At 67.3% G+C, this 20,980-nt stretch carries 20 protein-coding genes; 15 read left to right on the plus strand and 5 right to left on the minus strand.

Annotation, left to right across the window (positions count from 1 at the left end):
* Nucleotides 1-87: 87 nt before the first annotated feature.
* From truB to AKG07_RS02375, 6 genes are all read left to right on the plus strand, one after another.
* Nucleotides 88-981 carry a tRNA pseudouridine(55) synthase TruB gene (gene truB, locus AKG07_RS02350; RefSeq protein ID WP_053095791.1) on the plus strand — a complete coding sequence of 298 codons (894 nt, stop codon included), beginning with the start codon at nt 88-90 and terminating at the stop codon, nt 979-981.
* Complete coding sequence (locus AKG07_RS02355; RefSeq protein ID WP_053095792.1) at nt 978-1,346, plus strand: hypothetical protein; 369 nt, start codon at nt 978-980, stop codon at nt 1,344-1,346. Before truB ends, AKG07_RS02355 begins: the two co-directional genes overlap by 4 nt.
* 53 nt (nt 1,347-1,399) lie before the next feature.
* Nucleotides 1,400-1,846, plus strand: coding sequence for a hypothetical protein (locus AKG07_RS02360; protein ID WP_233277308.1), 447 nt, complete (start codon nt 1,400-1,402; stop codon nt 1,844-1,846).
* Entirely contained in the window at nt 1,843-2,796 is a 954-nt protein-coding gene (locus AKG07_RS02365) for a bifunctional riboflavin kinase/FAD synthetase (protein WP_053095794.1), read from the plus strand. The genes AKG07_RS02360 and AKG07_RS02365 overlap by 4 nt, the downstream gene beginning before the upstream one ends.
* 209 nt (nt 2,797-3,005) lie before the next feature.
* The gene (locus tag AKG07_RS02370) at nt 3,006-5,150 is read left to right on the plus strand and encodes a DEAD/DEAH box helicase (RefSeq protein WP_053095795.1); all 2,145 of its coding nucleotides are present in this window, start codon (nt 3,006-3,008) and stop codon (nt 5,148-5,150) included.
* A gap of 222 nt (nt 5,151-5,372) precedes the next feature.
* Nucleotides 5,373-6,401, plus strand: coding sequence for an ATP-dependent 6-phosphofructokinase (locus tag AKG07_RS02375; RefSeq protein ID WP_053095796.1), 1,029 nt, complete (start codon nt 5,373-5,375; stop codon nt 6,399-6,401).
* 73 nt (nt 6,402-6,474) lie between these two features.
* Here AKG07_RS02375 and AKG07_RS02380 read toward each other — a convergent pair whose 3' ends face one another.
* Nucleotides 6,475-8,574, minus strand: a complete 2,100-nt coding sequence (locus AKG07_RS02380) for a S9 family peptidase (RefSeq protein WP_053099079.1) — start codon at nt 8,572-8,574, stop codon at nt 6,475-6,477.
* 159 nt (nt 8,575-8,733) lie between these two features.
* Here AKG07_RS02380 and AKG07_RS02385 point away from each other — a divergent pair, with 159 nt between their 5' ends.
* Nucleotides 8,734-10,113, plus strand: a complete 1,380-nt coding sequence (locus AKG07_RS02385) for an inorganic phosphate transporter (RefSeq protein ID WP_053095797.1) — start codon at nt 8,734-8,736, stop codon at nt 10,111-10,113.
* The gene (locus tag AKG07_RS02390; protein ID WP_053095798.1) at nt 10,110-10,445 is read left to right on the plus strand and encodes a peptidase; all 336 of its coding nucleotides are present in this window, start codon (nt 10,110-10,112) and stop codon (nt 10,443-10,445) included. Before AKG07_RS02385 ends, AKG07_RS02390 begins: the two co-directional genes overlap by 4 nt.
* A gap of 25 nt (nt 10,446-10,470) precedes the next feature.
* Here the strand turns inward: AKG07_RS02390 and AKG07_RS02395 are convergent, their stop codons facing one another.
* Nucleotides 10,471-11,037: a TetR/AcrR family transcriptional regulator gene (locus AKG07_RS02395; RefSeq protein WP_053095799.1), complete on the minus strand. Its 567-nt coding sequence runs from the start codon at nt 11,035-11,037 to the stop codon at nt 10,471-10,473.
* A gap of 80 nt (nt 11,038-11,117) precedes the next feature.
* Between AKG07_RS02395 and AKG07_RS02400 the strand changes: the two genes are divergently transcribed.
* Together AKG07_RS02400 and AKG07_RS02405 are read left to right on the plus strand one after the other, a co-directional pair.
* Nucleotides 11,118-12,032, plus strand: coding sequence for a metallophosphoesterase (locus AKG07_RS02400; RefSeq protein ID WP_053095800.1), 915 nt, complete (start codon nt 11,118-11,120; stop codon nt 12,030-12,032).
* 93 nt (nt 12,033-12,125) lie between these two features.
* The gene (locus tag AKG07_RS02405; RefSeq protein ID WP_053095801.1) at nt 12,126-13,586 is read left to right on the plus strand and encodes an aspartate ammonia-lyase; all 1,461 of its coding nucleotides are present in this window, start codon (nt 12,126-12,128) and stop codon (nt 13,584-13,586) included.
* Between the two features lie 72 nt (nt 13,587-13,658).
* Here the strand turns inward: AKG07_RS02405 and AKG07_RS02410 are convergent, their stop codons facing one another.
* Entirely contained in the window at nt 13,659-14,525 is an 867-nt protein-coding gene (locus AKG07_RS02410; protein WP_053095802.1) for a fumarylacetoacetate hydrolase family protein, read from the minus strand.
* Nucleotides 14,526-14,613: 88 nt separating this feature from the next.
* On the opposite strand from AKG07_RS02410, the gene AKG07_RS02415 reads away from it, so the two are divergent.
* The 4 genes from AKG07_RS02415 to AKG07_RS02430 all read left to right on the plus strand — a co-directional run bounded on the left by AKG07_RS02415 (nt 14,614) and on the right by AKG07_RS02430 (nt 17,965).
* Nucleotides 14,614-15,933 (plus strand): PrsW family intramembrane metalloprotease, encoded by a 1,320-nt coding sequence (locus AKG07_RS02415; protein WP_082297786.1) that lies wholly within the window; start codon nt 14,614-14,616, stop codon nt 15,931-15,933.
* Between the two features lie 12 nt (nt 15,934-15,945).
* A complete protein-coding gene (locus AKG07_RS02420) occupies nt 15,946-16,641 on the plus strand; it encodes an alpha/beta fold hydrolase (RefSeq protein ID WP_053095803.1) in 696 nt (231 codons plus the stop codon).
* 219 nt (nt 16,642-16,860) lie between these two features.
* On the plus strand, nt 16,861-17,229 hold the full coding sequence (locus tag AKG07_RS02425; protein WP_053095804.1) for an FKBP-type peptidyl-prolyl cis-trans isomerase: 369 nt from the start codon (nt 16,861-16,863) through the stop codon (nt 17,227-17,229).
* A gap of 181 nt (nt 17,230-17,410) precedes the next feature.
* Nucleotides 17,411-17,965, plus strand: a complete 555-nt coding sequence (locus AKG07_RS02430) for a YceI family protein (protein WP_053095805.1) — start codon at nt 17,411-17,413, stop codon at nt 17,963-17,965.
* Nucleotides 17,966-17,992: 27 nt separating this feature from the next.
* On the opposite strand, the gene AKG07_RS02435 is transcribed toward AKG07_RS02430, so the two are convergent.
* On the minus strand, nt 17,993-19,285 hold the full coding sequence (locus tag AKG07_RS02435; protein ID WP_053095806.1) for an MFS transporter: 1,293 nt from the start codon (nt 19,283-19,285) through the stop codon (nt 17,993-17,995).
* Between the two features lie 185 nt (nt 19,286-19,470).
* On the opposite strand from AKG07_RS02435, the gene rpsO reads away from it, so the two are divergent.
* Entirely contained in the window at nt 19,471-19,740 is a 270-nt protein-coding gene (gene rpsO, locus AKG07_RS02440; RefSeq protein WP_017203073.1) for a 30S ribosomal protein S15, read from the plus strand.
* A 108-nt stretch (nt 19,741-19,848) separates the two neighbouring features.
* Here rpsO and AKG07_RS02445 read toward each other — a convergent pair whose 3' ends face one another.
* The gene (locus AKG07_RS02445) at nt 19,849-20,853 is read right to left on the minus strand and encodes an isopenicillin N synthase family dioxygenase (protein ID WP_053095807.1); all 1,005 of its coding nucleotides are present in this window, start codon (nt 20,851-20,853) and stop codon (nt 19,849-19,851) included.
* Between the last annotated feature and the right edge of the window lie 127 nt (nt 20,854-20,980).

A 20,980-nucleotide genomic window follows, 5' to 3' on the forward strand; every position in this document is an offset into this window, starting at 1 on the left:
ACCCCGATCCCGCCGAAGCGCGGCGGACGGCGTCGACATGGGTCGCGACGGGCAGAGGGGCGTTCGAGCGCACCGTAGGCTTGAGAGATGGTCTCGCCCGGCATCCTCCTCGTCGACAAACCAGCTGGACTGACCAGCCATGACGTCGTCGCACGCACTCGACGTGCGCTCGGCACTCGCAAGGTCGGGCACGCCGGAACCCTCGACCCCATGGCCACGGGTCTGCTCGTGATCGGCGTCGAGGGCGCGACGCGACTGCTCACTTACATCGTCGGAGCGGACAAGACCTACGAGGCGACGATCCGACTGGGACAGACGACGGGCACGGACGATGCGGACGGCGAGATCCTGACCCGAGCAACGGCGGGGTCCTGGGACTCGGTCACCCCCGATCGGGTCGCGGCGGGGATCGACGCGCTCACCGGCGCGATCTCTCAGGTCCCGAGCTCGGTATCCGCGATCAAGGTCGACGGACGTCGTGCGTACGATCGTGTGCGGGCCGGCGAAGAGGTCGTGTTGGCCGCTCGTGACGTCACAGTGTCGCGGTTCGAGGTTCTGGCGGAGCGTTCCGGTGACGGGTTCCTGGATCTCGACGTCGTCGTCGACTGCTCCTCCGGCACGTACATCCGTTCCCTCGCTCGTGACCTCGGGGCAGCGCTCGGGGTCGGTGGGCATCTCACGGCCCTTCGGCGCTCGCGAGTCGGCGACTTCGACGTCGCGGATGCCGTGACGGTCGACGGCGTCGTCGAGACAGCGCTGCTGACTCCGGCCGCCGCGGCCGCGAGGGTCCTGGACGTGATGCCGGTGTCGGCAGAGGAAGCGAGAGATCTGCGTCACGGCAAGCGGCTGGTCGGCCAGGCGGATCGGCTGACCGGCTCCCTCGCGGCTGCGATCGACGAGGACGGCGTCCTGGTCGGCGTCGTCGAGAGGCGCGGTGCCGATCTCAAGAGCGCCATGAACATGCCGGAGGCGGCTCGATGATCCTCTGGCTGACGATCGCCCAGGTGGCGGTCGCGACCCTGGCCGGACTGTTCTGCGTGTCACTCGGCCTGGCCGGACGACGTCCGAGCGACTACTCCGTCGGTGCGCTCGCGCTCGTCGAGCTGCTCCTCGTCGTGCAGGTGATCGTCGCCATCGTGGCGCCGCTGGTGGGGAACCCGCCGACGGGCGACCTGCTCGAGTACTGGGTCTATCTCGTCTCCGCGGTGCTGCTCCCCATCGGTGCCGTGCTGTGGGCACTGATGGAGAGGAGCCGTTGGAGCACGGTGATCCTCGGGGTGGCGGCGCTGGCCGTCGCGATCATGATCTGGCGCATGCACGTGATCTGGACCATCCAGGTGGCCTGACCGGTCGGCGAGGCATCCGGGGCTTCCCGCCCGGATCTAGAATGGAGGACGCTATGAGCACCACCGTTCCCACCTCCCGCATGACCGGCATCGGTCGTGTCCTCGTGATCGTCTACGCCGTGATGGCGCTGGCGGCGACCGGGCGAAGCTTCGTGCAGATCTTCCGCCAGTTCGGTGAAGCCCCTCTCGCGTACTCGCTCTCGGCGCTCGCTGCCGTCGTGTACATCCTGGCGACGTTGGCACTCGTTCTCGCGAATCGACGCGGCTGGTACGCGGTGGCCTGGGTGGCGATCGTCTTCGAGCTCGCTGGCGTCCTCGTGGTCGGCTCGCTCAGCATCTTCTTCCCCGAGCTTTTTCCGCACGACACGGTCTGGTCGATGTTCGGGCGCGGGTATCTGTTCATCCCGCTCGTGCTGCCGATCTTCGGTATCTGGTGGCTGCGCACGCATAGGCCGGCCCGTGCGGTCGCGTCCGCTCTCCGTGTCGAGGCGAGCGCATGATCGTCTTCCGAGACCCGAGCGAGGTTCCCCCCGGTTTCGGTCCCTCCGCCGTGGCGATCGGCAAGTTCGACGGCGTCCACGCGGGGCACAGAGCGGTGATCGGGCGCCTCAAGGAGATCGCTGCCGAGTCGGGGATCCGCGCCGTAGCCGTCACGTTCGACCGCAATCCGCTCGCCGTGCTGCGGCCCGACCGCTGCCCGGAGAACGTGGTCACGGTCGAGCGGAAGATCGAGCTGCTGAGCGAGCTCGAGCTCGACGCCACGCTGCTTCTGACTTTCGACGAGGAGCTCGCAGCGCGCAGCGCGGAGGACTTCGTCGCCGGCATCCTGACCAGTGCCCTGCACGTGTCCACCGTTCTCGTGGGTGAGGACTTCCGGTTCGGCCGCGGCGGAGCGGGCAACCCCGATCTCCTCCGACAGCTCGGACCGAAGTACGGCTTCACCGTAGAGGTGGTCGACGACGTCTTCCTCGACGGCTCCGACCGTCGGGTCTCGTCCACCTGGATCAGGGAACTGCTGATGGCCGGAGATGTCACCGCCGCCGCGCGTGTGCTCGACCGCAACGTCGACGTGCGCGGGGAGGTGGTGCACGGACTCAAGCGCGGACGCGAGCTCGGCTTCCCCACGGCGAACCTCTCGGCGTCCGTCGACTCGTTCGTGCCGGCCGACGGAGTCTACGCGGGCTGGCTCGTCGACCACGAGACCGGCCTCCGCCACCGGGCTGCCATCTCGGTCGGCACCAACCCCACCTTCGACGACGTGCTCGAACGTCAGGTCGAGGCGCACGTGATCGGAGAGACCGATCTCGATCTGTACGGTCACGACGTCACCGTCGAGTTCGTCGAGCGTCTGCGCGGAATGGTCGCGTTCGAGGGGATCGAGAAGCTGAAATCCCAGATGGCCGCTGACGTGACGGATGCCGAGACCGTCCTGTCGCGCGACGCCCGCTGAACTCGCCCTGAACTCTGCGTGTCCTGATCTGCGTGGCTCAGGCGGCATGGCATAGAATGGGCCTCGGTGGTCCCTGATCCTCGCGCGTCCTTCGCTCGTCGACGACCGCCGGAAATACTGTTCGTACGGTCCTGGCTCACGCCACACGCGGACACCGAGAACGGCCGATGCATCCTCAGGGTGTTCCGGCCTTCACGCTCAGGAGGAGCATGCCGACCACGGCAACCGCCGCAACACGGCGCAAGAAGACGTCCCGTCGCGACGATGAGGCACCCCTCATCCCGATCCTCGCCCGCAAGGTGCGTGAGATCGAGGCGAAGTCGCAGCGAGGAAAGCTCGGACCCACCAACCGGGTCAAGTTCCAGGTCATCGCCTTCCTGGTGCGTGAAGAGCGCGCCAGGGTCAAGGCGGATGCCGACATCGCCGATGCCGCCCGCGCAGAGCTTCTCAAGCGACTCGACGGCGTCGCCACGATCCTGGCGAAGACGGCGGCGCGCGACACGTCGCTGATCCAACTTCTCGAAGCCGATCAGGCGACCTCGCCGGTGGCGAAGCGCATGCGACGCGACTGGCTGCTCGAGTCGGGGGCCGAGCTGGCTCCGGAAGAGCTGATCATCGCCGACATCGCGCCCGTTCAGGCACCCGTGGTGTCTGCGGCGATCGCCGAGCGGCAGGTGACCCCGCCCTCTGTCGAGGCGCGTCAGCTGGCGAACCCGTTCCTCGCGCCCGATCTCACCCCGCGCGCCACCACGACTCCGCGTCGACGTCTCGACGGCTGGGAGCTCATGGGCCCGCTCTACAAGGCTTTCGAGACCGGAGCCGGGGGAGGAGCAGCCAGTATGGACCTGCCTCCGGCGCCCGAGTACGACCACCTCTCGCCCAAGGGCCTCGAGGTCATGGTGCATCAGTCCCGCTTCCTCGAAGCGGTGCGAGAGGGGCACAGGAGCTTCCTCCTCGCCGACGAGCCCGGTCTGGGCAAGACGGCGCAGTCGGTGCTCGCGGCGTCCGTGGCCGGGGCCTACCCGCTGCTCGTGGTCGTGCCCAACGTGGTCAAGATGAACTGGGCGCGAGAGGTCGAGCGCTGGACCCCTCAGCGCAGGGCCACGGTGATCCAGGGCGATGGCGATGACATCGACGCCTTCGCGGATGTGTTCATCGTGAACTACGAGATCCTCGATCGCCACATGTCGTGGCTCGCATCCATCGGCCTCAGGGGCATGGTCGTCGACGAGGCCCACTTCATCAAGAACCTCAGCTCCCAGCGGTCGCAGAACGTGCTGTCGCTCGCGAATCGCGTTCGCGAGCGCACCCCCGGCGGCAACCCGCTGATGCTCGCGCTCACGGGAACCCCACTGATCAACGACGTCGAGGACTTCGACGCGATCTGGCGCTTCCTCGGGTGGACGACGGGTGAGAAGCCCGGGCCGGAGTTGATGGAGAAGCTCGACGCGACCGGCTTCACCCCCGCAGACAAGGCGTTCTACCCCGAGGCTCGCGAAGCCGTGATCTCGATGGGTATCGTGCGGCGCAAGAAGAAGGACGTCGCCGCCGACCTTCCCGACAAGCTCATCGCCGACCTTCCCGTGCAGCTGGACGACGAGTTCGGCCGCGGCATCCGTCAGGCCGAGCGAGAGTTGGGCGAGCGGCTCGCCGCCCGCTACCGGCGGATCATCGAGGCGCGAGGGGATCGCGGACTGGCACCCGGCGAGATCGACGACGACATCGTGCGTCTGGTCGCCCAGAACGAGCTCGAGGAGTCGAAGGCCGCTGGCACCGGGGGAGACAACGTCTTCACGATGGTGCGGCGCATCGGACAGGCGAAGGCGCACCTGGCAGCCGACTACGCGGCCCAGCTGCAGCGATCGGTGGGCAAGGTCGTGTTCTTCGCGAAGCACATCGACGTGATGGACCAGGCGGAGGCGCACTTCGCGTCGGCCGGCATCCGTTCGGTCTCGATCCGCGGCGACCAGACCTCGACCGTGCGGCAGCAGTCGATCGACGACTTCAACAGCGACCCCGAGGTCGGCATCGCGGTGTGTTCGCTGACCGCTGCCGGTGTCGGCCTGAACCTGCAGGCCGCATCCAACGTGGTCCTGGCGGAACTGTCCTGGACGGCCGCGGAGCAGACTCAGGCGATCGACCGCGTGCACCGTATCGGTCAGGACGAGCCGGTGACGGCGTGGCGGATCATCGCCGCGCACACGATCGACGCCAAGATCGCGGAGCTCATCGATCAGAAGCAGGGCCTCGCGGCCCGTGCCCTGGACGGCGAGGCCCTCGACGAGGCGGCGGCCGAGCCTGTGCAGCTGGGCGCTCTCATGCATCTTCTGCGGGAGACGCTCGGCGTCGTCTGAGCCTTCTCGAGTCGACAGAAATCGGCGTTAAGAACTCTGTTTCTTGGCGCCGATTTCTCATGTCGGGCGGACGTATCGCGCATTTCTGGCGAATCGTCGCGCAACGGCGGCAAGATCCTCGGTTTTCATCGTCTCGAATGGCGCCCGGTCCGCCCGGAGCGCTAGTGTCGATCGCAGGCAACGTCGCCTGTTCCCCCTTCCCTGAACCCGTCTGAGGCAAGCATGAAGATCGGCATTCTGACGAGCGGCGGCGACTGCCCCGGACTCAACGCGGTCATCCGCGGCATCGTGCTCAAGGGCACCACCACCTACGACCTCGAGTTCGTCGGCATCCGCGACGGCTGGCGCGGCGTGGTCGACGGGGACTTCTTCCCGCTCACCAGACACGAGGTGAAGGGCCTGTCGAAGGTCGGCGGCACGATCCTGGGCACCAGTCGCACGAACCCGTACGAGGGTGAGCGCGGCGGCGCCGAGAACATCGCCAAGACGCTGTACGGACACAAGATCGACGGCATCATCGCGATCGGCGGCGAGGGGACCCTCGCAGCAGCCGACCGCCTCGCCAAGGACGGCATCAACGTCATCGGCGTGCCGAAGACGATCGACAACGACCTGCGCGCCACGGACTACTCGTTCGGGTTCGACACGGCGGTCAACATCGCCACGGACGCGATGGATCGTCTGCGCACCACGGGCGACTCCCACCAGCGCTGCATGGTCGCCGAGGTCATGGGGCGCCACGTCGGTTGGATCGCCCTTCACGCGGGCATGGCAGCGGGCGCTCACGCCATCTGCATCCCCGAAGTCCCCATGTCGATCGACGACATCACCGAGCTCGTCTCGAGCGCGCACGATCGCGGTCGCGCACCGCTCGTCGTCGTCTCCGAGGGGTTCAAGCTGCTCGGTATGGATGAGGCCTACAGCGACAAGGGCCTGGACGCATTCAACCGTCCTCGACTCGGCGGCATCGGCGACCAGCTCGCTCCGGCGATCGAGCGCATCACGGGCATCGAGACCCGCGCGACGATCCTCGGCCACATCCAGCGCGGCGGATCGCCGTCGGCCTTCGACCGCGTGCTCGCGACGCGCCTCGGACTCCACGCGGCCGACGCGATCATCGACAAGGCATGGGGCCAGATGGTCGCGATGCAGGGCACGGACATCGTGCGCGTGCCGTTCGCCGAGGCTCTGGGCGAGCTGAACACCGTTCCGCGCAGCCGCTACGACGAGGCAGCAGCGCTCTTCGGCTGAGTCTCGATCGCGTGCACCACAGAGAACGGGCCGATCCCTGCGGATCGGCCCGTTCTCTGCGTTCTTCGAGAGGTCAGCGCGATGCGAGGCCGACCGTGTCGAGGATCCAGGCGAGCTCGAACGCCCGCTCCTTCCACGAGTTGTAGCGTCCGCTGACACCGCCGTGACCGGCGACCATCTCGCACTTGAGCAGGGCGTCGGTCGCACCGGCGACGCGCAGGGCAGCGATCCACTTCGCAGGCTCGACGTAGAGGACGCGTGTGTCATTGAGCGAGGTCACGGCCAGGATGCGCGGGTAGCGCACGCCGTCGCGGACGTTCTCATACGGCGAGTACGACTTCATGTACTCGTACACCTCGGCTCCGTGCAGCGGGTCGCCCCATTCATCCCACTCGATCACCGTCAGGGGGAGGGAGGGGTCGAGGATCGTGGTGAGCGCGTCGACGAACGGCACTGCCGCGAGCACGCCGGCGAACAGCTCGGGAGCGAGGTTCGTCACCGCGCCCATGAGGAGTCCTCCCGCGCTTCCTCCCTCGGCGACCAGGCGCTCGGGCGACGTGACTCCCTGCTCCACGAGGTGCTCGGCGCACGCGACGAAGTCGGTGAAGGTGTTGCGCTTGTTCAGCAGCTTGCCGTCCTCGTACCACTGCCGACCCATCTCGCCACCGCCGCGGACATGAGCGACGGCGAAGACGATGCCGCGGTCGAGTTCCGAGAGCCGCGCGACCGAGAAGCCGGGGTCGATCGAGTGCTCGTACGAGCCATAGCCGTAGAGATGCACGGGGCGCGGGTCGGCGCCAGGCTCTCCGAACGATCGCTTCCACACGAGGGAGATCGGCACGCGGGTACCGTCCGACGCCGTGGCCCAGTCGCGCTTCTGGCCGTACTCCCGGGGTTCATACCCGCCGAGAACGGCGACCTGCTTGCGCAGATGCAGCTCGCGGGTGGCGAGATCCATCTCGTAGACGGTTCCCGGCGTCACGAACGACGTGTAGCCGAGCCGGAGGAACGGCGAGTGCCATTCCGGATTGCCGCTGACGCCTGCCGAGTACAGGGGCTCGTCGAAGGCGATGTCGTCGACCGAGTCCGTCGTGTAGTCCAGGATGCCGACCCGTTCCAGGCCTTCACGGCGGTACTCCACCGTCGCGAAGTCGCGGAACGCGTCCATCCCGAGCAGTCGACGACCCGGCTCGTGCGCGAGGACGATGCGGCGCTCACTCTGTGGGTCGGAGGCGGGCACGGAGACGAGCTCGAAGTCCAGGGCCTCATCGTTGTGCAGGATGTAGAGGCGGTCCTCGCCGTCCACCACGGCGTGCTCGAGCGAGTACTCGACGCCTTCGCGGCGCGGCCAGACGATTCGAGGAGCTGCGGTGAGGTCTCCGGCGAGATCGACGAGGTACTCCTCGCTGGTGATGCTCGATCCGACGGCGATCACCAGGTACTTGCGGCTGCGGGTGATGCCGGCGCCGAGCCAGTACTTCTCATCGGGCTCGTGGAAGAGCTTCACGTCGTCCGAGACGGGAGTGCCGAGACGATGCAGCCAGAGAGTGTCGGGCCGCCATGCCTCGTCGCGTGTCGTGTAGAGGATCCCGGTGCCATCCGGTGTGAAGAACGCGCCACCCGTGTCGGGGATCTCGTCGGGGAGCGTCTCGCCGGTCACGAGGTCGCGCACGTGCACCGTGTAGAGCTCGTCGCCCTCGAAGTCCGTCGCCCAGAGCAGCTTCGTCGCGTCGTCCGAGGTGTCGAATGCTCCGAGGGAGAAGAACTCATGCCCCTCGGCCTCGACGTTGCCGTCGAGCAGCACGATCTCGCCCGGCACCGCCACGCCCGGCTCCAGCACCGGGGGAGTCCAGTCGTCCTCGGCAGCGGCAGTACGGCAGTGGATGCCGTACTGCGCGCCCTCTTCGGTGCGGCTGTAATACCACCAGGCCCCGCGCCGCGTGGGCACGGACAGATCCGTCTCCTGCACACGGCCCTTGATCTCCTGGAACAGAGTCTCGCGGAGGTCGGTCAGATGGGAGAGCTCGGCCTCAGTGTGCGCGTTCTCGGCTTCGAGGTGTGCGATGACCTCGCCGGATTCCTTCTCCCGAAGCCATTCGTATGGATCATCGAAGGTGTCACCGTGGTGCGTGCGAAGGGTCGAGCGGCGGTCTGCGATCGGGGCATCAGTCACGCCTCCCACGCTATCCCAGGTCAAGTTGACCGGCACCCGGGAGGGTGGGAGGATCTACCGGGGCCGGTTAACGGAAGTAAAACCCACGGTGAACTCTTCGTTCGTCACGTCGATCCCGTCGACACCTCTCCTTTCTTCCTCAACGACCGAAAGCGAACGGTGGAAACCGCAGCCCTCATCGTCGTGCTGGTTATCCTGCTGGCACTCTTCTTCGACTTCACCAACGGGTTTCACGACACCGCCAACGCGATGGCCACGCCCATCGCGACAGGCGCGCTGAAGCCCAAGACCGCTGTCCTTCTCGCAGCAGTCCTCAACCTCGTCGGAGCATTCCTGTCGACGGAGGTCTCCAAGACCGTGTCGCACGGGATCATCCGCGAGGACACGATCCAAGGCGACGTGTTCCTGCCGATGATCTTCGCCGGTCTCATCGGCGCGATCACCTGGAACATGCTGACCTGGCTGCTGGGTCTGCCCTCGAGCTCGTCCCACGCGCTGTTCGGCGGCCTCATCGGAGCCACCCTGGTCGGCGTCGGAGTCAACGGCATCGACTTCGGGATGGTGCTCTCGAAGATCATCCTCCCGGCGCTCATCGCCCCGCTGACGGCCGGCATCATCGCCTTCGCGGCGACCAAGCTCGCGTACTCGATCACGCGACGCTACGACGGCAAGCCCGACGGGCGCGACGGCTTCCGCTGGGGACAGATCTTCACGTCGTCACTGGTCGCACTCGCGCACGGCACGAACGACGCTCAGAAGACGATGGGCGTGATCACCCTCGCGCTGATCACTGTCGGGTGGCAGAGCAGCGAGCAGGCCGATCCGTACCTCTGGGTCATCATCGCCTGTGCGGTGACGATCGCCCTCGGCACCTATCTCGGCGGGTGGCGCATCATCCGCACGCTGGGCAAGGGGCTGACCGAGGTCAAGCCCGCGCAGGGCTTCTCGGCCGAGAGTTCGACGGCAGCGACGATCCTCGCCTCCAGCGCTTTCGGCTTCGCGCTCTCGACGACGCAGGTCGCTTCGGGCTCGGTCATCGGCTCCGGCCTCGGCCGCCGCGGCTCCACGGTCCGCTGGCGGACCGCCGGTCGAATCGCCATCGGCTGGCTCCTCACACTTCCGGCTGCAGGTGCAGTCGGTGCCCTCGCGGCCCTGCTCATCACCTGGCTCGGCCTCTGGGGCATCGCGATCGACGCGGTCCTTGCGCTGGCCGTGATCATCGGCCTGTTCCTTCGCTCCCGCAAGGATGCAGTGACCTCCGCGAACGCCATGAGCGATGTGGCCGAGTCGGGGCTCGCGATCGAGCACCCCGACACGCCCCCGCCCACGCGTCGACAGCAGCGGATCATCGAGGCCAAGGCCGAGGCCAAGGCTCGTGCGGAGGCGCGCGAGAAGGTCAAGGCTCAGGCCAAGGCGGACGCCAAGGCGAAGGCAGCGGCCAAGGCCGCGAAGAAGGCCCCGAAGACGGGAGCCTCGACGCGGGTCGACGGCCCCGGGGTCGACAGTCCGGAGACGGCGAAGAGCGAGGAGTCGAAGTGAGTGTCGGCATCGACTGGGGCGCATTCGTCCAGGTGTTCCTTGCGGCTCTGATCGGAGCCTGCGCGGTCGTGACGTTCTATGCGTTAGGTCTTCGGCTCCTTGTTCGCAGCGGACATGCGCCGGTCGTGAGCCCGGCGGAGTTCACCGACGCCATCACCGTGATCTCCGAGAAGGAGCTCAAGCGGGCTGCCAAGCAGGCGGCCAAGGCGGCGAAGAAGAGTCCGCTCACCGAGGGGCAGCGACGGATCGCACTGTTCGGCGCGTACGGATGCTTCGCGCTCTGCGCGGCTGCCGTCGTGGCAGGCATCCTGATCATCGTCGTCGGGCACTGACCGAGGAGTCCTGCCCAGGAGGGCGTCAGCGGAGGAGACCCGCGACGAGGTCGTCGACGATCTCGTCGGTGGTGGTGTCCGGATCGATCGGGGTCGTGAGCCGATCGAGCAGCAGGCCGTCGATCGCATAGTGGAAGAGCGCGATCTCTCGGCGACCGCCCGGAAGACCCGCTCCCGCGTTGAAAGCGACGTCCGCGTCGAACCCCGCTCGCTGCCACGCGCCGAGAAGGGCGCCGACATCGGGGCGGCGGCTGCTCTCGAGCCGCAGCTCGAACAGTGCGAGCGTGACGTCGCGGTCATCGGTGAGGCGACGCACGATGTCGCGGATGTACTCGGCGAAGAGCTCCCTGCTCGGCTCCTCCGATGACCGCCGTGCGAGGTCGTCGTCGCTGGGGGCGAGACGCTCGCCGATCCGATCGACGAGGCCCGCGATGAGCGCCTCTCGGCTGCGGAAGTAGTTCGAGGTGGTGCCCACCGGCACGCCCGCGACGATGTCCACGGCTCGGTGGGTGAGACCGCGAGAGCCATCGGTCGCCAGAACGGTCAGCCCTGCATCCGCGATGATCCGTCGCCGTGTCTCGTTCTTCGCCATCCGAGCACTCTATCGCGACTACTACAGCTGCCGTGGAGTCGTCGCCCGTCCGGTGTCGCGCCGCGGCCTAGGCTGAGACCATGTCAGCGCCTTCCGACAGCGGCTTCGTCTTCGGTCGCCATGATCCAGCCTCGCACGTCATCATCCATGTGAGCGACCCGCACTTCCTCGCGGGTGGAGCGCGGCTCGGCGGACGATACGACGTCGAGTCGAACTTCGCTCGCACCCTTGAGGCGATCAGGGCCGTGCACCCGCACCCGTCGGCGATCGTCATCACCGGCGACCTGGCCGACCTGGGGGAGCCGGATGCGTATCGCCGTCTCCGCCGCGCCGTCCAGCCCGTGGCGCAGGAGCTGGGGACGACCGTCGTCTGGGTTGCCGGCAACCACGACGAGCGGCCGGCGCTGCGCGAGGGGCTGCTCGACCTGCCCGCGACGGAGGAGCCCGTGACGGGCGAATGGGACCTCGACGGTCTGCGCCTGATCGCCCTCGACACGAGTGTGCCCGGATGGCATCACGGCGACCTGGACCCCGGCCAGCTCTCATGGCTGGCGGAGATCCTGAAGCAACCGGCGCCGCACGGCACGCTGCTCGCGATGCACCACCCGCCGCTCCCGAGCCACCTTCCGCTCTTCGACATACTCGAGCTGCGGCACCAGGACGAACTCGCGGAGGTCATTCGTGACACGGACGTGCGCGGTATCCTCGCCGGCCACCTGCATTACTCGTCGCACGGCACCTTCGCGGGCGTGCCTGTCAGCGTGTCCTCGGCGACCTGCTACACGATGAATGTCGCTCGTCCGGCCGCCGATGTGAACGGCATGGATGCGGCGCAGGCGTTCCAGATCGTGCATGTACGACCCGAGACGATCACCCACACCGTGGTGCCCGTGACCGACGCGCCGACCGGCGATCACTTCTCGATGGCGTGGCTGGAGAGAATGGCCCGTCTCAGCCCGGCAGAGCGTCTCGAGGCTTTCTCTCGCAAACGCTGACCCGCCGTCGTATCCCTGGCCGTGCATGCACGCAGGCGTAGACTGGATGCATCCCCCGCACCACACACTCGCCACTACCCACAAGGATGTGACATGGCTTCTGCCGCGCCTGCCCCCACCCGCACCGAGACCGATTCGCTCGGGAGCATGGAGATTCCCGCCGACGCGTACTGGGGGATCCACACCGCCCGCGCCGATGCGAACTTCCCGATCACCAAGCGTCCGATCTCGGTCTATCCGGACCTCGTCGTCGCACTCGCGATGGTCAAGCAGGCCAGCGCCAGAGCGAACCGCGAGATCGGCGTCCTCGACCCCGAGCGTGCGGACCTGATCGATCGGGCCGCCCAGCGTGTCATCGACGGAGAGTTCCACGATCAGTTCACCGTCGGTGTGATCCAGGGCGGTGCCGGCACGTCGACGAACATGAACGCCAACGAGGTCATCACCAACATCGCCCTCGAGCTCGCCGGACGCGAGAAGGGCGACTACGCGTTCCTCTCGCCGATCGATCACACGAACCGCAGTCAGTCGACCAACGACGTCTACCCGACGGCGGTCAAGATCGGTCTCTCTCTGACACTCCGCTCGCTGCTCGAAGAGCTCGATCTGCTGCGCATCTCGTTCCTGCACAAGTCGCACGAGTTCCACGATGTGCTCAAGGTCGGACGCACGCAGCTGCAGGACGCCGTGCCCATGACTCTGGGTCAGGAGTTCCACGGCTTCGCTTCGACCCTCGGCTACGATCACACGCGCCTCACCGAGAACGCCTCGCTGATGTTCGAGATCAACATGGGTGCGACCGCCATCGGCACCGGCATCACCACGCACGTCGACTACGCACCCGCTGTGCTGAAGCATCTGCGCGAGATCACCGGACTCGACCTGGTGACGGCCGGCGACCTCGTCGAGGCGACCAGCGACACCGGCTCGTTCATGTCGTTCTCGTCGACCCTGAAGCGCAACGCCATGAAGCTGTCGAAGATCTGCAACGACCTGCGACTGCTGTCGTCGGGTCCGCAGGCGGGCTTCGGCGAGATCAACCTGCCGGCGATGCAGGCCGGTTCCAGCATCATGCCGGGCAAGGTGAACCCGGTGATCCCGGAGGTCGTCAATCAGGTGGCGTTCGCGGTCGCCGGCGCCGACATGACGGTGACGATGGCGGCCGAGGCCGGGCAGCTCCAGCTCAACGCGTTCGAGCCCGTGATCGCCCACTCGATCTTCCAGTCCATCACCTGGATGCGTCAGGCGATGTGGACGCTGCGCGTCAACTGCGTCGATGGCATCACGGCGAACCGAGACCGCCTCGGCGCCATGGTCGGCGCCTCGGTCGGCGTCATCACAGCACTCACGCCCTTCATCGGATACGCCGCCGCGGCCGCACTGGCCAAGACCGCGCTGCTGACGAACAGGAACGTCGCCGACCTGGTCGTCGAAGCCGGACTGATGTCTCGCGAAGAGGTCATCAAGCAGTTGTCGCCCGCGCGTCTGTCGGGACTCGAGGCCATCACGGCCGCGATCCCGGTGATCGGGTCCGAGGACCTCATCGAGATCTGACTCCGAGCACACGGAAGGGCCCCGGCGACACCTCGCCGGGGCCCTTCCGCGTGTCACAGAGTGAGGGGGTGATCAGTCCAGCACGCGACAGTGGGTGGTGAGCTCGCCGATGCCGTCGATGCCGACGGTCACCGTCGAACGATCCCGGAGGAAGATCTGGGGGTCTCGAGAGTATCCGGCACCGCCGGGGCTCCCGGTGGAGATCAGAGTGCCGGGAAGCAGCGTCAGGGACTGCGAGAGATGCGCGATGAGCTTCGCGACCGACCGCACCATCTGATCCGTGCTCGCGTCCTGGACGGTCTGGCCGTCGACGATCGCCCAGATGTGCAGGTCCTGCGGGTCGGCGACCTCGTCGGCCGTGACGGCGAAGGGACCGGTCGGGGTGAAGCCGTCGAACGACTTGCACCGTGACCACTGCGCTTCAGAGAACTGGACGTTCCGCGCGGTGATGTCGTTCACGACGGTGTAGCCCCAGACGTGCGAGAGCGCGTCGGCCTCTGCGACATCCTTCGCCGGGGTGCCGATCAGCACACCGAGCTCCGCCTCGTAGTCCACAGCCTCGCTCAGCGAACGCGGCCACGATGTCGTCTGCTCGTGGCCTGTCAGCGAGTTCGGCCACAGGGTGAACACGGTCGGAGCGGCGTCGGTCTTCAGACCGAGCTCGCTCGAGTGAGCCGCGTAGTTGAGGCCGACCGCGAGGACCGCCGGGGGAGCGATGACCGCTGAGGCGAAGCTCCACCCGTCGAGCGGGTGCCGCGGGGCATCGCCGTCGAGGGCCGAGCGAAGAGCGGTGAGCGTCTGCTCGCCCCCTTCGATCAGCTGCTGAAGCGTCGCAGGGGGGTCGGGAAGGAGATCGGAGACGAGGATGGCATCGGCACCCTCCACCACTGCGAGATGCGCAGCGGGAGAGTCGGCACGACGCAGATGAGCGAACCGCATGCTCCTACGCTATCCGCTGCTCGGCTCGATTGCCTGGAGGAAGTCGCCAGACCCGGGCGAAGTTGGTTGTTCGCCATATGCTTTGGCTATGAGTTCCGGAGGACCGTCCCAGCCATCGCCGTACACGCCGCCGCCCGCGCAGCAGCAGCCGCCGACGTATCCCCAGCAGTATGCTGCGCAGCCCCCGCAGTATTCGGCGCAGCAGTACGCGCAGTCGAACTACGCCCCGCCGCAGTTCTCCCAGCGTCCTCAGTACGCCTCGGTCCTCGCGCAGCCGACCCCGTATTCGCCTCCCGCTCCGGCCGCACCCTCGCCTGCCCCCGGTCTTCCTGCCCTGCCGGCGCCACGCCGAGGCGGACGCGTCGCGCTGTTCGCGCTGTTCGGCTTCCTCGGTCTGCTGATGCTCGGGCTCATCGCCTACTTCGGTCTGTTCCTGGGTCCGCTCGCATCGATCATCGGCCTCGTCCTCGCGCTCGTCCCGCTCGCCATCGTGTTCTTCGTCGTCCGTATGATCGACCGGTGGGAACCCGAGCCCAAGTCGCTGGTGTTCTTCGCGATCGCCTGGGGTGCGATCGCCGCCGTGGGACTCACGCTCCTCGTCGACCTCGGGTTGACCGCGCTGCTGGGGTTCCGGGGAGAAGTGGCGGGCGCCGTCATCCAGGCGCCGATCGTCGAGGAGTTCTGGAAGGGTTTCGGAGTCTTCCTGATCTTCCTCATCGCGCGTCGCTCGTTCGACGGTCCGGTCGACGGGGTCGTCTACGGGGCGCTGGTCGGTGCCGGCTTCGCGTTCACCGAGAACATCCAGTACTTCGCGATCAGCCTCATCGAGGGCGGCGGCGAGCAGCTGACGGTGACGTTCATCCTTCGGGCGATCATGTCGCCCTTCGCCCACGCGATGTTCACATCGCTGACGGGTCTCGCCATCGGCCTGGCCGCTCGACGGCACGCGTCGACAGGGGCCGCACTCGGGTTCGGTCTGCTCGGGATGCTGGGGGCGATGGTGCTCCACGGCCTGTGGAACGGATCGTCCTTCGCGAACTTCTTCCTCCTCTACTTCGTCCTCCAGGTGCCGCTGTTCGTGGGGTTCATCGTGGGGATCATCGCGTTGAGGCGCGAGGAGTCTCGCCTCACGAAGGCGCGTCTGGGCGATTACGCGGCCGCCGGGTGGTTCACCCCCGAGGAGGTCACGATGCTCGCGACTCCCGCCGGGCGCAAGACCGGCCTGGCATGGGCGTCGCAGCTTCGGGGCGATCGGCGTCCGCTGATGCGCGAGTTCATCAAGGACGCCACCATGCTGGCATCCGTCCGTCAGCGCGCGATAACGGGGCGCGACCCTATGGCACCGGCGGACGAGCAGGCGCTGCTCGCCCGAACCCGCGCCACTCGGGCTGCTCTGCTGGCCTACTGAGACCCGCTGATCATGGCCCTCTTCATCCTCGTGCACGGAGCAGGAGACACGGGGTGGTCATGGCATCGGCTCGCCGCCGTCCTGCGGGAGCGCGGACATGAGGTGATCGCACCCGACCTGCCGGGCGATGACGAGTCCCTCACTCTCACCGACTACGCGGATGCCGTCGTGGCCGCGGCAGACGCGAGACGGGGCGGTGTCGTGGTCGGCCATTCGTTCGGGGGATTCACCGCACCGATCGTCGCTGAGAGATTGGCGGCGGACGTGCTCGTGATGCTGGCGGCGATGATTCCCGACCCGGGGGAGCGTCCGGACGAGTGGTGGTCCAACACCGGATTCGAGGATGCCGTGGCGGCGCAGGCAGCCCGCGACGGAGGCCTCACCGGCAACGACGATCCGCACATCGGCTTCTATCACGACGTGCCGCGAGCGCTCGCCGACGAGGCGATCGGTCGGGAGAGAGCACATCCGTCGGTCGCATCAATGGCCGTCCCGTGGCCGCTCACGGCCTGGCCCTCTGTTCCCACTCGGTTCGTCGTCTGCACGGAGGACAGATTCTTCCCGCCCGCATTCCTTCGCGACATCGCCCGGAAGCGCCTGGGCATCGTCGCCGACGAGATCGAGGGGAGTCACTGTGTCGCCCTCAGCCGTCCCGAAGGGCTCGCATCGATGCTGATCGCCTACGCGCAGGAGCAGCAAGCGTCATGATGCTCGAGCCGTCAAGCGGGTTCCGTACCAAGACTCAGCGCCCGGTGCTGCGGCGATGCCTGCATGTCTACCGGGCGCTGAGTTGATCTGTAAACAGGGTGCACCCGGTGTGCGCGGGTGTCAAGGGCTTTGGGGCAGTCGACGGGCGGCATCGCCGTTTCGCCCTCAGCGGAGCGATCGCGTTGACCCGCGCCGTGCGACTCGGGTTTGATGGAGGACATGACTGATCGCACAAAGCCTGAGTTCGACGCCCCCACCGGACCCGCCCCCGCGGAGCTCGTGATCCGCGACATCATCGAGGGAGACGGAGCCGAGGCCAAGCCCGGCGACACGGTCACCGTGCACTACGCCGGTGTCGAGTTCGAATCGGGCGAGGAGTTCGACTCGTCGTGGGGTCGCGGCGAGACCATCCAGTTCCCGCTTCGCGGCCTGATCCAGGGGTGGCAGGACGGCATCCCGGGCATGAAGGAAGGCGGACGGCGCGAGCTCGTCATCCCGCCGCACCTCGCATACGGCCCGGTCGGAGGAGGCCACTTCCTCTCGGGCAAGACCCTCATCTTCATCATCGATCTCGTCGCCGTCGGCTGACCCGATTGACGCCGGAAGGCGCCGGGCCCACTGCGGGCTCGGCGCCTTTTCGTCGCCCGAGGAAATATCCGCATTCAGGGGAATACATGCATGTGCATGTAAGTTGTTACGCGTGACGCCGTGAACACGGCCCCTCATCCGTTGCCGCACACATGCGGCTGATGTCTCCAGAGGAGAAACCATGACCAGCATCGACATTCCCGGCTACCGTCCCGGCACCTGGGTGCTCGACCCGTCGCACAGCGAGGTCACGTTCAGCGTGCGCCACATGATGATCTCGAAGGTGCGCGGCACGTTCGGCGTCAAGAGCGCGACGCTGATCGCTCCCGAGAACCCGCTCGAGGCCCGCGTCGAGGCGAGCGTCGACGTCACCTCGATCGACACCAAGGACGAGGGGCGCGACACGCACCTGCGCTCCGGCGACTTCTTCGACACCGAGAACTTCCCCACGATGGAGTTCGTGTCGACGGGTGCGCGCGCCGAGGACGGCGAGCTCTTCGTCGACGGCGACCTGACGATCCGCGGCATCACCAAGCCCGTCAGCTTCGAGCTCGACTTCGGTGGCTTCGGCTCCGACCCGTGGGGCAACTACAAGGCCGGCGCATCGGCCAAGACGGTCATCAACCGCGAGGACTTCGGCCTGACGTGGAACGCCGCGCTCGAGACCGGCGGCGTGCTCGTGGGCAAGGACGTCACGATCAGCCTCGACCTGCAGGGCGCTCTGCAGCAGGACTGATCACCTGATCTCGAGAACCCCGGGCCCTCAGGGCTCGGGGTTCTCTGCGTCGTAGCCGCGGAATCCCGGGCTGCGCCGTGCGAGCAGGGCGACCAGGGTGATCACCAGCAATCCGCCCAGCAGCGGCGGGAACCACAGGGTCGTGAAGGTCGCGAGCGTGCCCGCGTAGAGGGCGCCGATCCGGGGGCCGCCGGCGACCACGATGATGAAGACCCCCTGCAGTCGACCGCGCATGGTGTCGGGCACGGCCGCCTGCATCATCGTGTTGCGATAGATCGAGCTGATGTTGTCGGATGCGCCGGAGAGCGCGAGCGCGATGCACGAGGCGATGATCAGCCCGACGTCCGGCGTCGCCTCGGTCGCCCCGGCAGAGACGGCTCCGATGACCAGGACCACGCCGAAGAGCAGGATGGACGCGCCATAGGCCTCGACCGCGCGCTCGATGCCGCGTCCGTGCCAGCGGTACTGCACGACCCGACCGGAGAAGAGGCTCGATGCGAATGTGCCCGCGGCGACGGCTGCGGTGAGGATGCCGGTGGTCACCGCTCCGCCGCCCAGCAGAAGGGTGCCGAGTGCGGGGAAGAGCACGAGGGGCTGCCCGAATGTCATGGCGATGATGTCGACCACGTATTGCATTCGGATGTTGTTCGCGCGGCGCAGGAACCTCCACCCGTCCACGAGTGATGCGAACCCCGGCCGCACGATGTCCCCTTCCGGCCGCAGCGGAGGGAGACTCCACAGGCCGAGGAACATCGACAGCATCAGGATGACGTCGAGTGTGTAAGTCCACCCGTAGCCTGTCAGCGCGACGAGTATGCCGGCTATCGCGGGGCCGGCCATCACGGTGAGGCCGAACGCCACTCCGTTGAGCGCGGACGCGGCGGCCAGCTTGTCGCGGGGGATGAGCCGTGGCACGATCGCGGTCCGGGTGGCCATGCCGACCGAGTTCGCGGCGGAGTTGACGATGCTCAGCACATAGAGCCACCAGATCGTCTCCGCACCGGTCCAGGTGAGCGCGGCGAGCAACGCGGTCGAGGCGAAGGTCACCGTGGCCGCGACCAACGCCACGCGGCGGCGGTCGAACGCGTCCGCGAGCATCCCGCCGTAGAGGCCGGCGAGGATCATGGGGACGAGTCCGGCGACCGCGATCATCGATACCGCGAAGGTGCTTCCGGTGAGCGCGAAGACGTGCAGCATCACCGTGACGATCGTCAGCTGCCCGCCGATCCCCGCGAGCACCGAGCCGATCCACATGCGTGCGAATGCAGGGCTGGCCCGCAGGGGGCTGAGATCGATCAGATGGCTGCGTGCAGCGCTCACGCCGCGTATCCGTCATGCATGATTCGAGAGTATCCGAGGTGCCGTCGGGCGGGCGTGGGCACGGTCACCCAGCGGCATCGAGTCCTGGTAGACTCTTCAGGTTGCCGTTTGATCGGCCGCGGATAAAGAGAGCTCACGCATCAGGCGTCGGGCACCGCGCAACAAGCAGAGAGGGGATCGAATCTATGGCACTGGAAGCAGACGTCAAGAAGGCGATCATCGAAGAGTACGCGACGCACCCCGGTGACACCGGATCCCCCGAGGTGCAGGCCGCGATGCTGACGCAGCGCATCAAGGACCTCACGGAGCACCTGAAGGAGCACAAGCACGACCACCACTCGCGTCGTGGCCTGTTCCTGCTCGTGGGTCAGCGCCGTCGTCTGCTCGGCTACCTCCAGAGCGTCGACATCGAGCGTTACCGCTCGCTGATCGCACGCCTGGGTCTCCGCCGATAACGCGGAGCGAGCCAGCGTACAATCGCGCAGAACATTCTTGAGAAGGCCGCCCCAGGTGTGGGGCGGCCTTCGTCATGTTCGGGGGGAGGCGTGCGGCGCCTCCCCGGGTCAGGCGTTCGTGCCGACCAGGTCGGGGTGGTGGATCGCAGCCACGTCGGGGTGCGCACGCAGTCGCGACTTCATGGCGTTCTCGCCATAGGTGGCATGGATGGGGTTGCTCGGGTCCTCCGTGATGCCGGTCGCCGCCGCGGCGAGATCTGCGGGAAGCTCGAGAAGCGGCAGCTGCTGATCGAGCGCGGGGTTGAAGAAGAACGGGATGGAGATGCGCTCTTCGGGTGCCCGAGGGGAGATGACGCGGTGGTTGGTCGCCTTGAGGTAGCCGCCGGTCGCGTACTCCAGCAGCTCGCCGATGTTGACGACGAACGCGCCCGGGACGGACGGGGCTGACACCCACTCGCCGTCTCGTTCGACCTGCAGGCCGCCCTTGCCGGGCTCGACCCAGAGCAGGGTCAGCACTCCGGAGTCCTTGTGCGCTCCGACGCCCTGCTGCGGCTCGGGTTCGTGGGTGCCGGGGTAGCGGACGATCTTGATCAGCGTCGACGGATCACGGAAGGGCTCGTCGAAGTACGACTCGTCCGCCCCGAGCGTGACGGCCCAGGCGCGCAGGAGCTTGCGGGCGACCTCTGTCAGCGTGTCGTGCCACTCGGTGATCACCGCTTTGAGCTCGGGCTGTGCGGCGGGCCACAGGTTCGGGCCGACGAGTCGATTGAAGGCCGGACCGCCCTCGACAGGCTCGCGCTCGGGGCCGATGTCGATCTGCTCGCGCCAATCGACCTTGCCCTGCGTCCGCTCGCCGCCGACCCGCGTGTACCCGCGGAAATGAGGACTCTTGACGTTCTCGATCGCGAGCTTCTCGTCGTCGGGCAGCGCGAAGAAATCGAGCGCCGCGCGGTGCAACCTCGCCTCCAGCTCGGGGGAGACGCCTGTGCCGGTGAGATAGAAGAAGCCCACGTCGTGCGTGGCCGCGCGAAGGTCGTCGCGGAACCGAGCAGCGGCTTCGGGACCGGCATCGAGCTGGGACAGGTCGAGGATGGGAAGCGAGAGATCAGCCATTCACCGAGCGTAGATCGGGTCTGGGCGAGTGCGGTTCAGTGTTGCGCCGAATTACCGAGAGGCGATCGCGTGCGTGCGAGGCCCGAGCGGAAGGGGTGCTAATGTCTCTGAAGTAAGGGATGCCTTA

The sequence above is a fragment of the Microbacterium sp. CGR1 genome (assembly GCF_001266755.1).
Classification (GTDB): Bacteria; Actinomycetota; Actinomycetes; order Actinomycetales; family Microbacteriaceae; genus Microbacterium.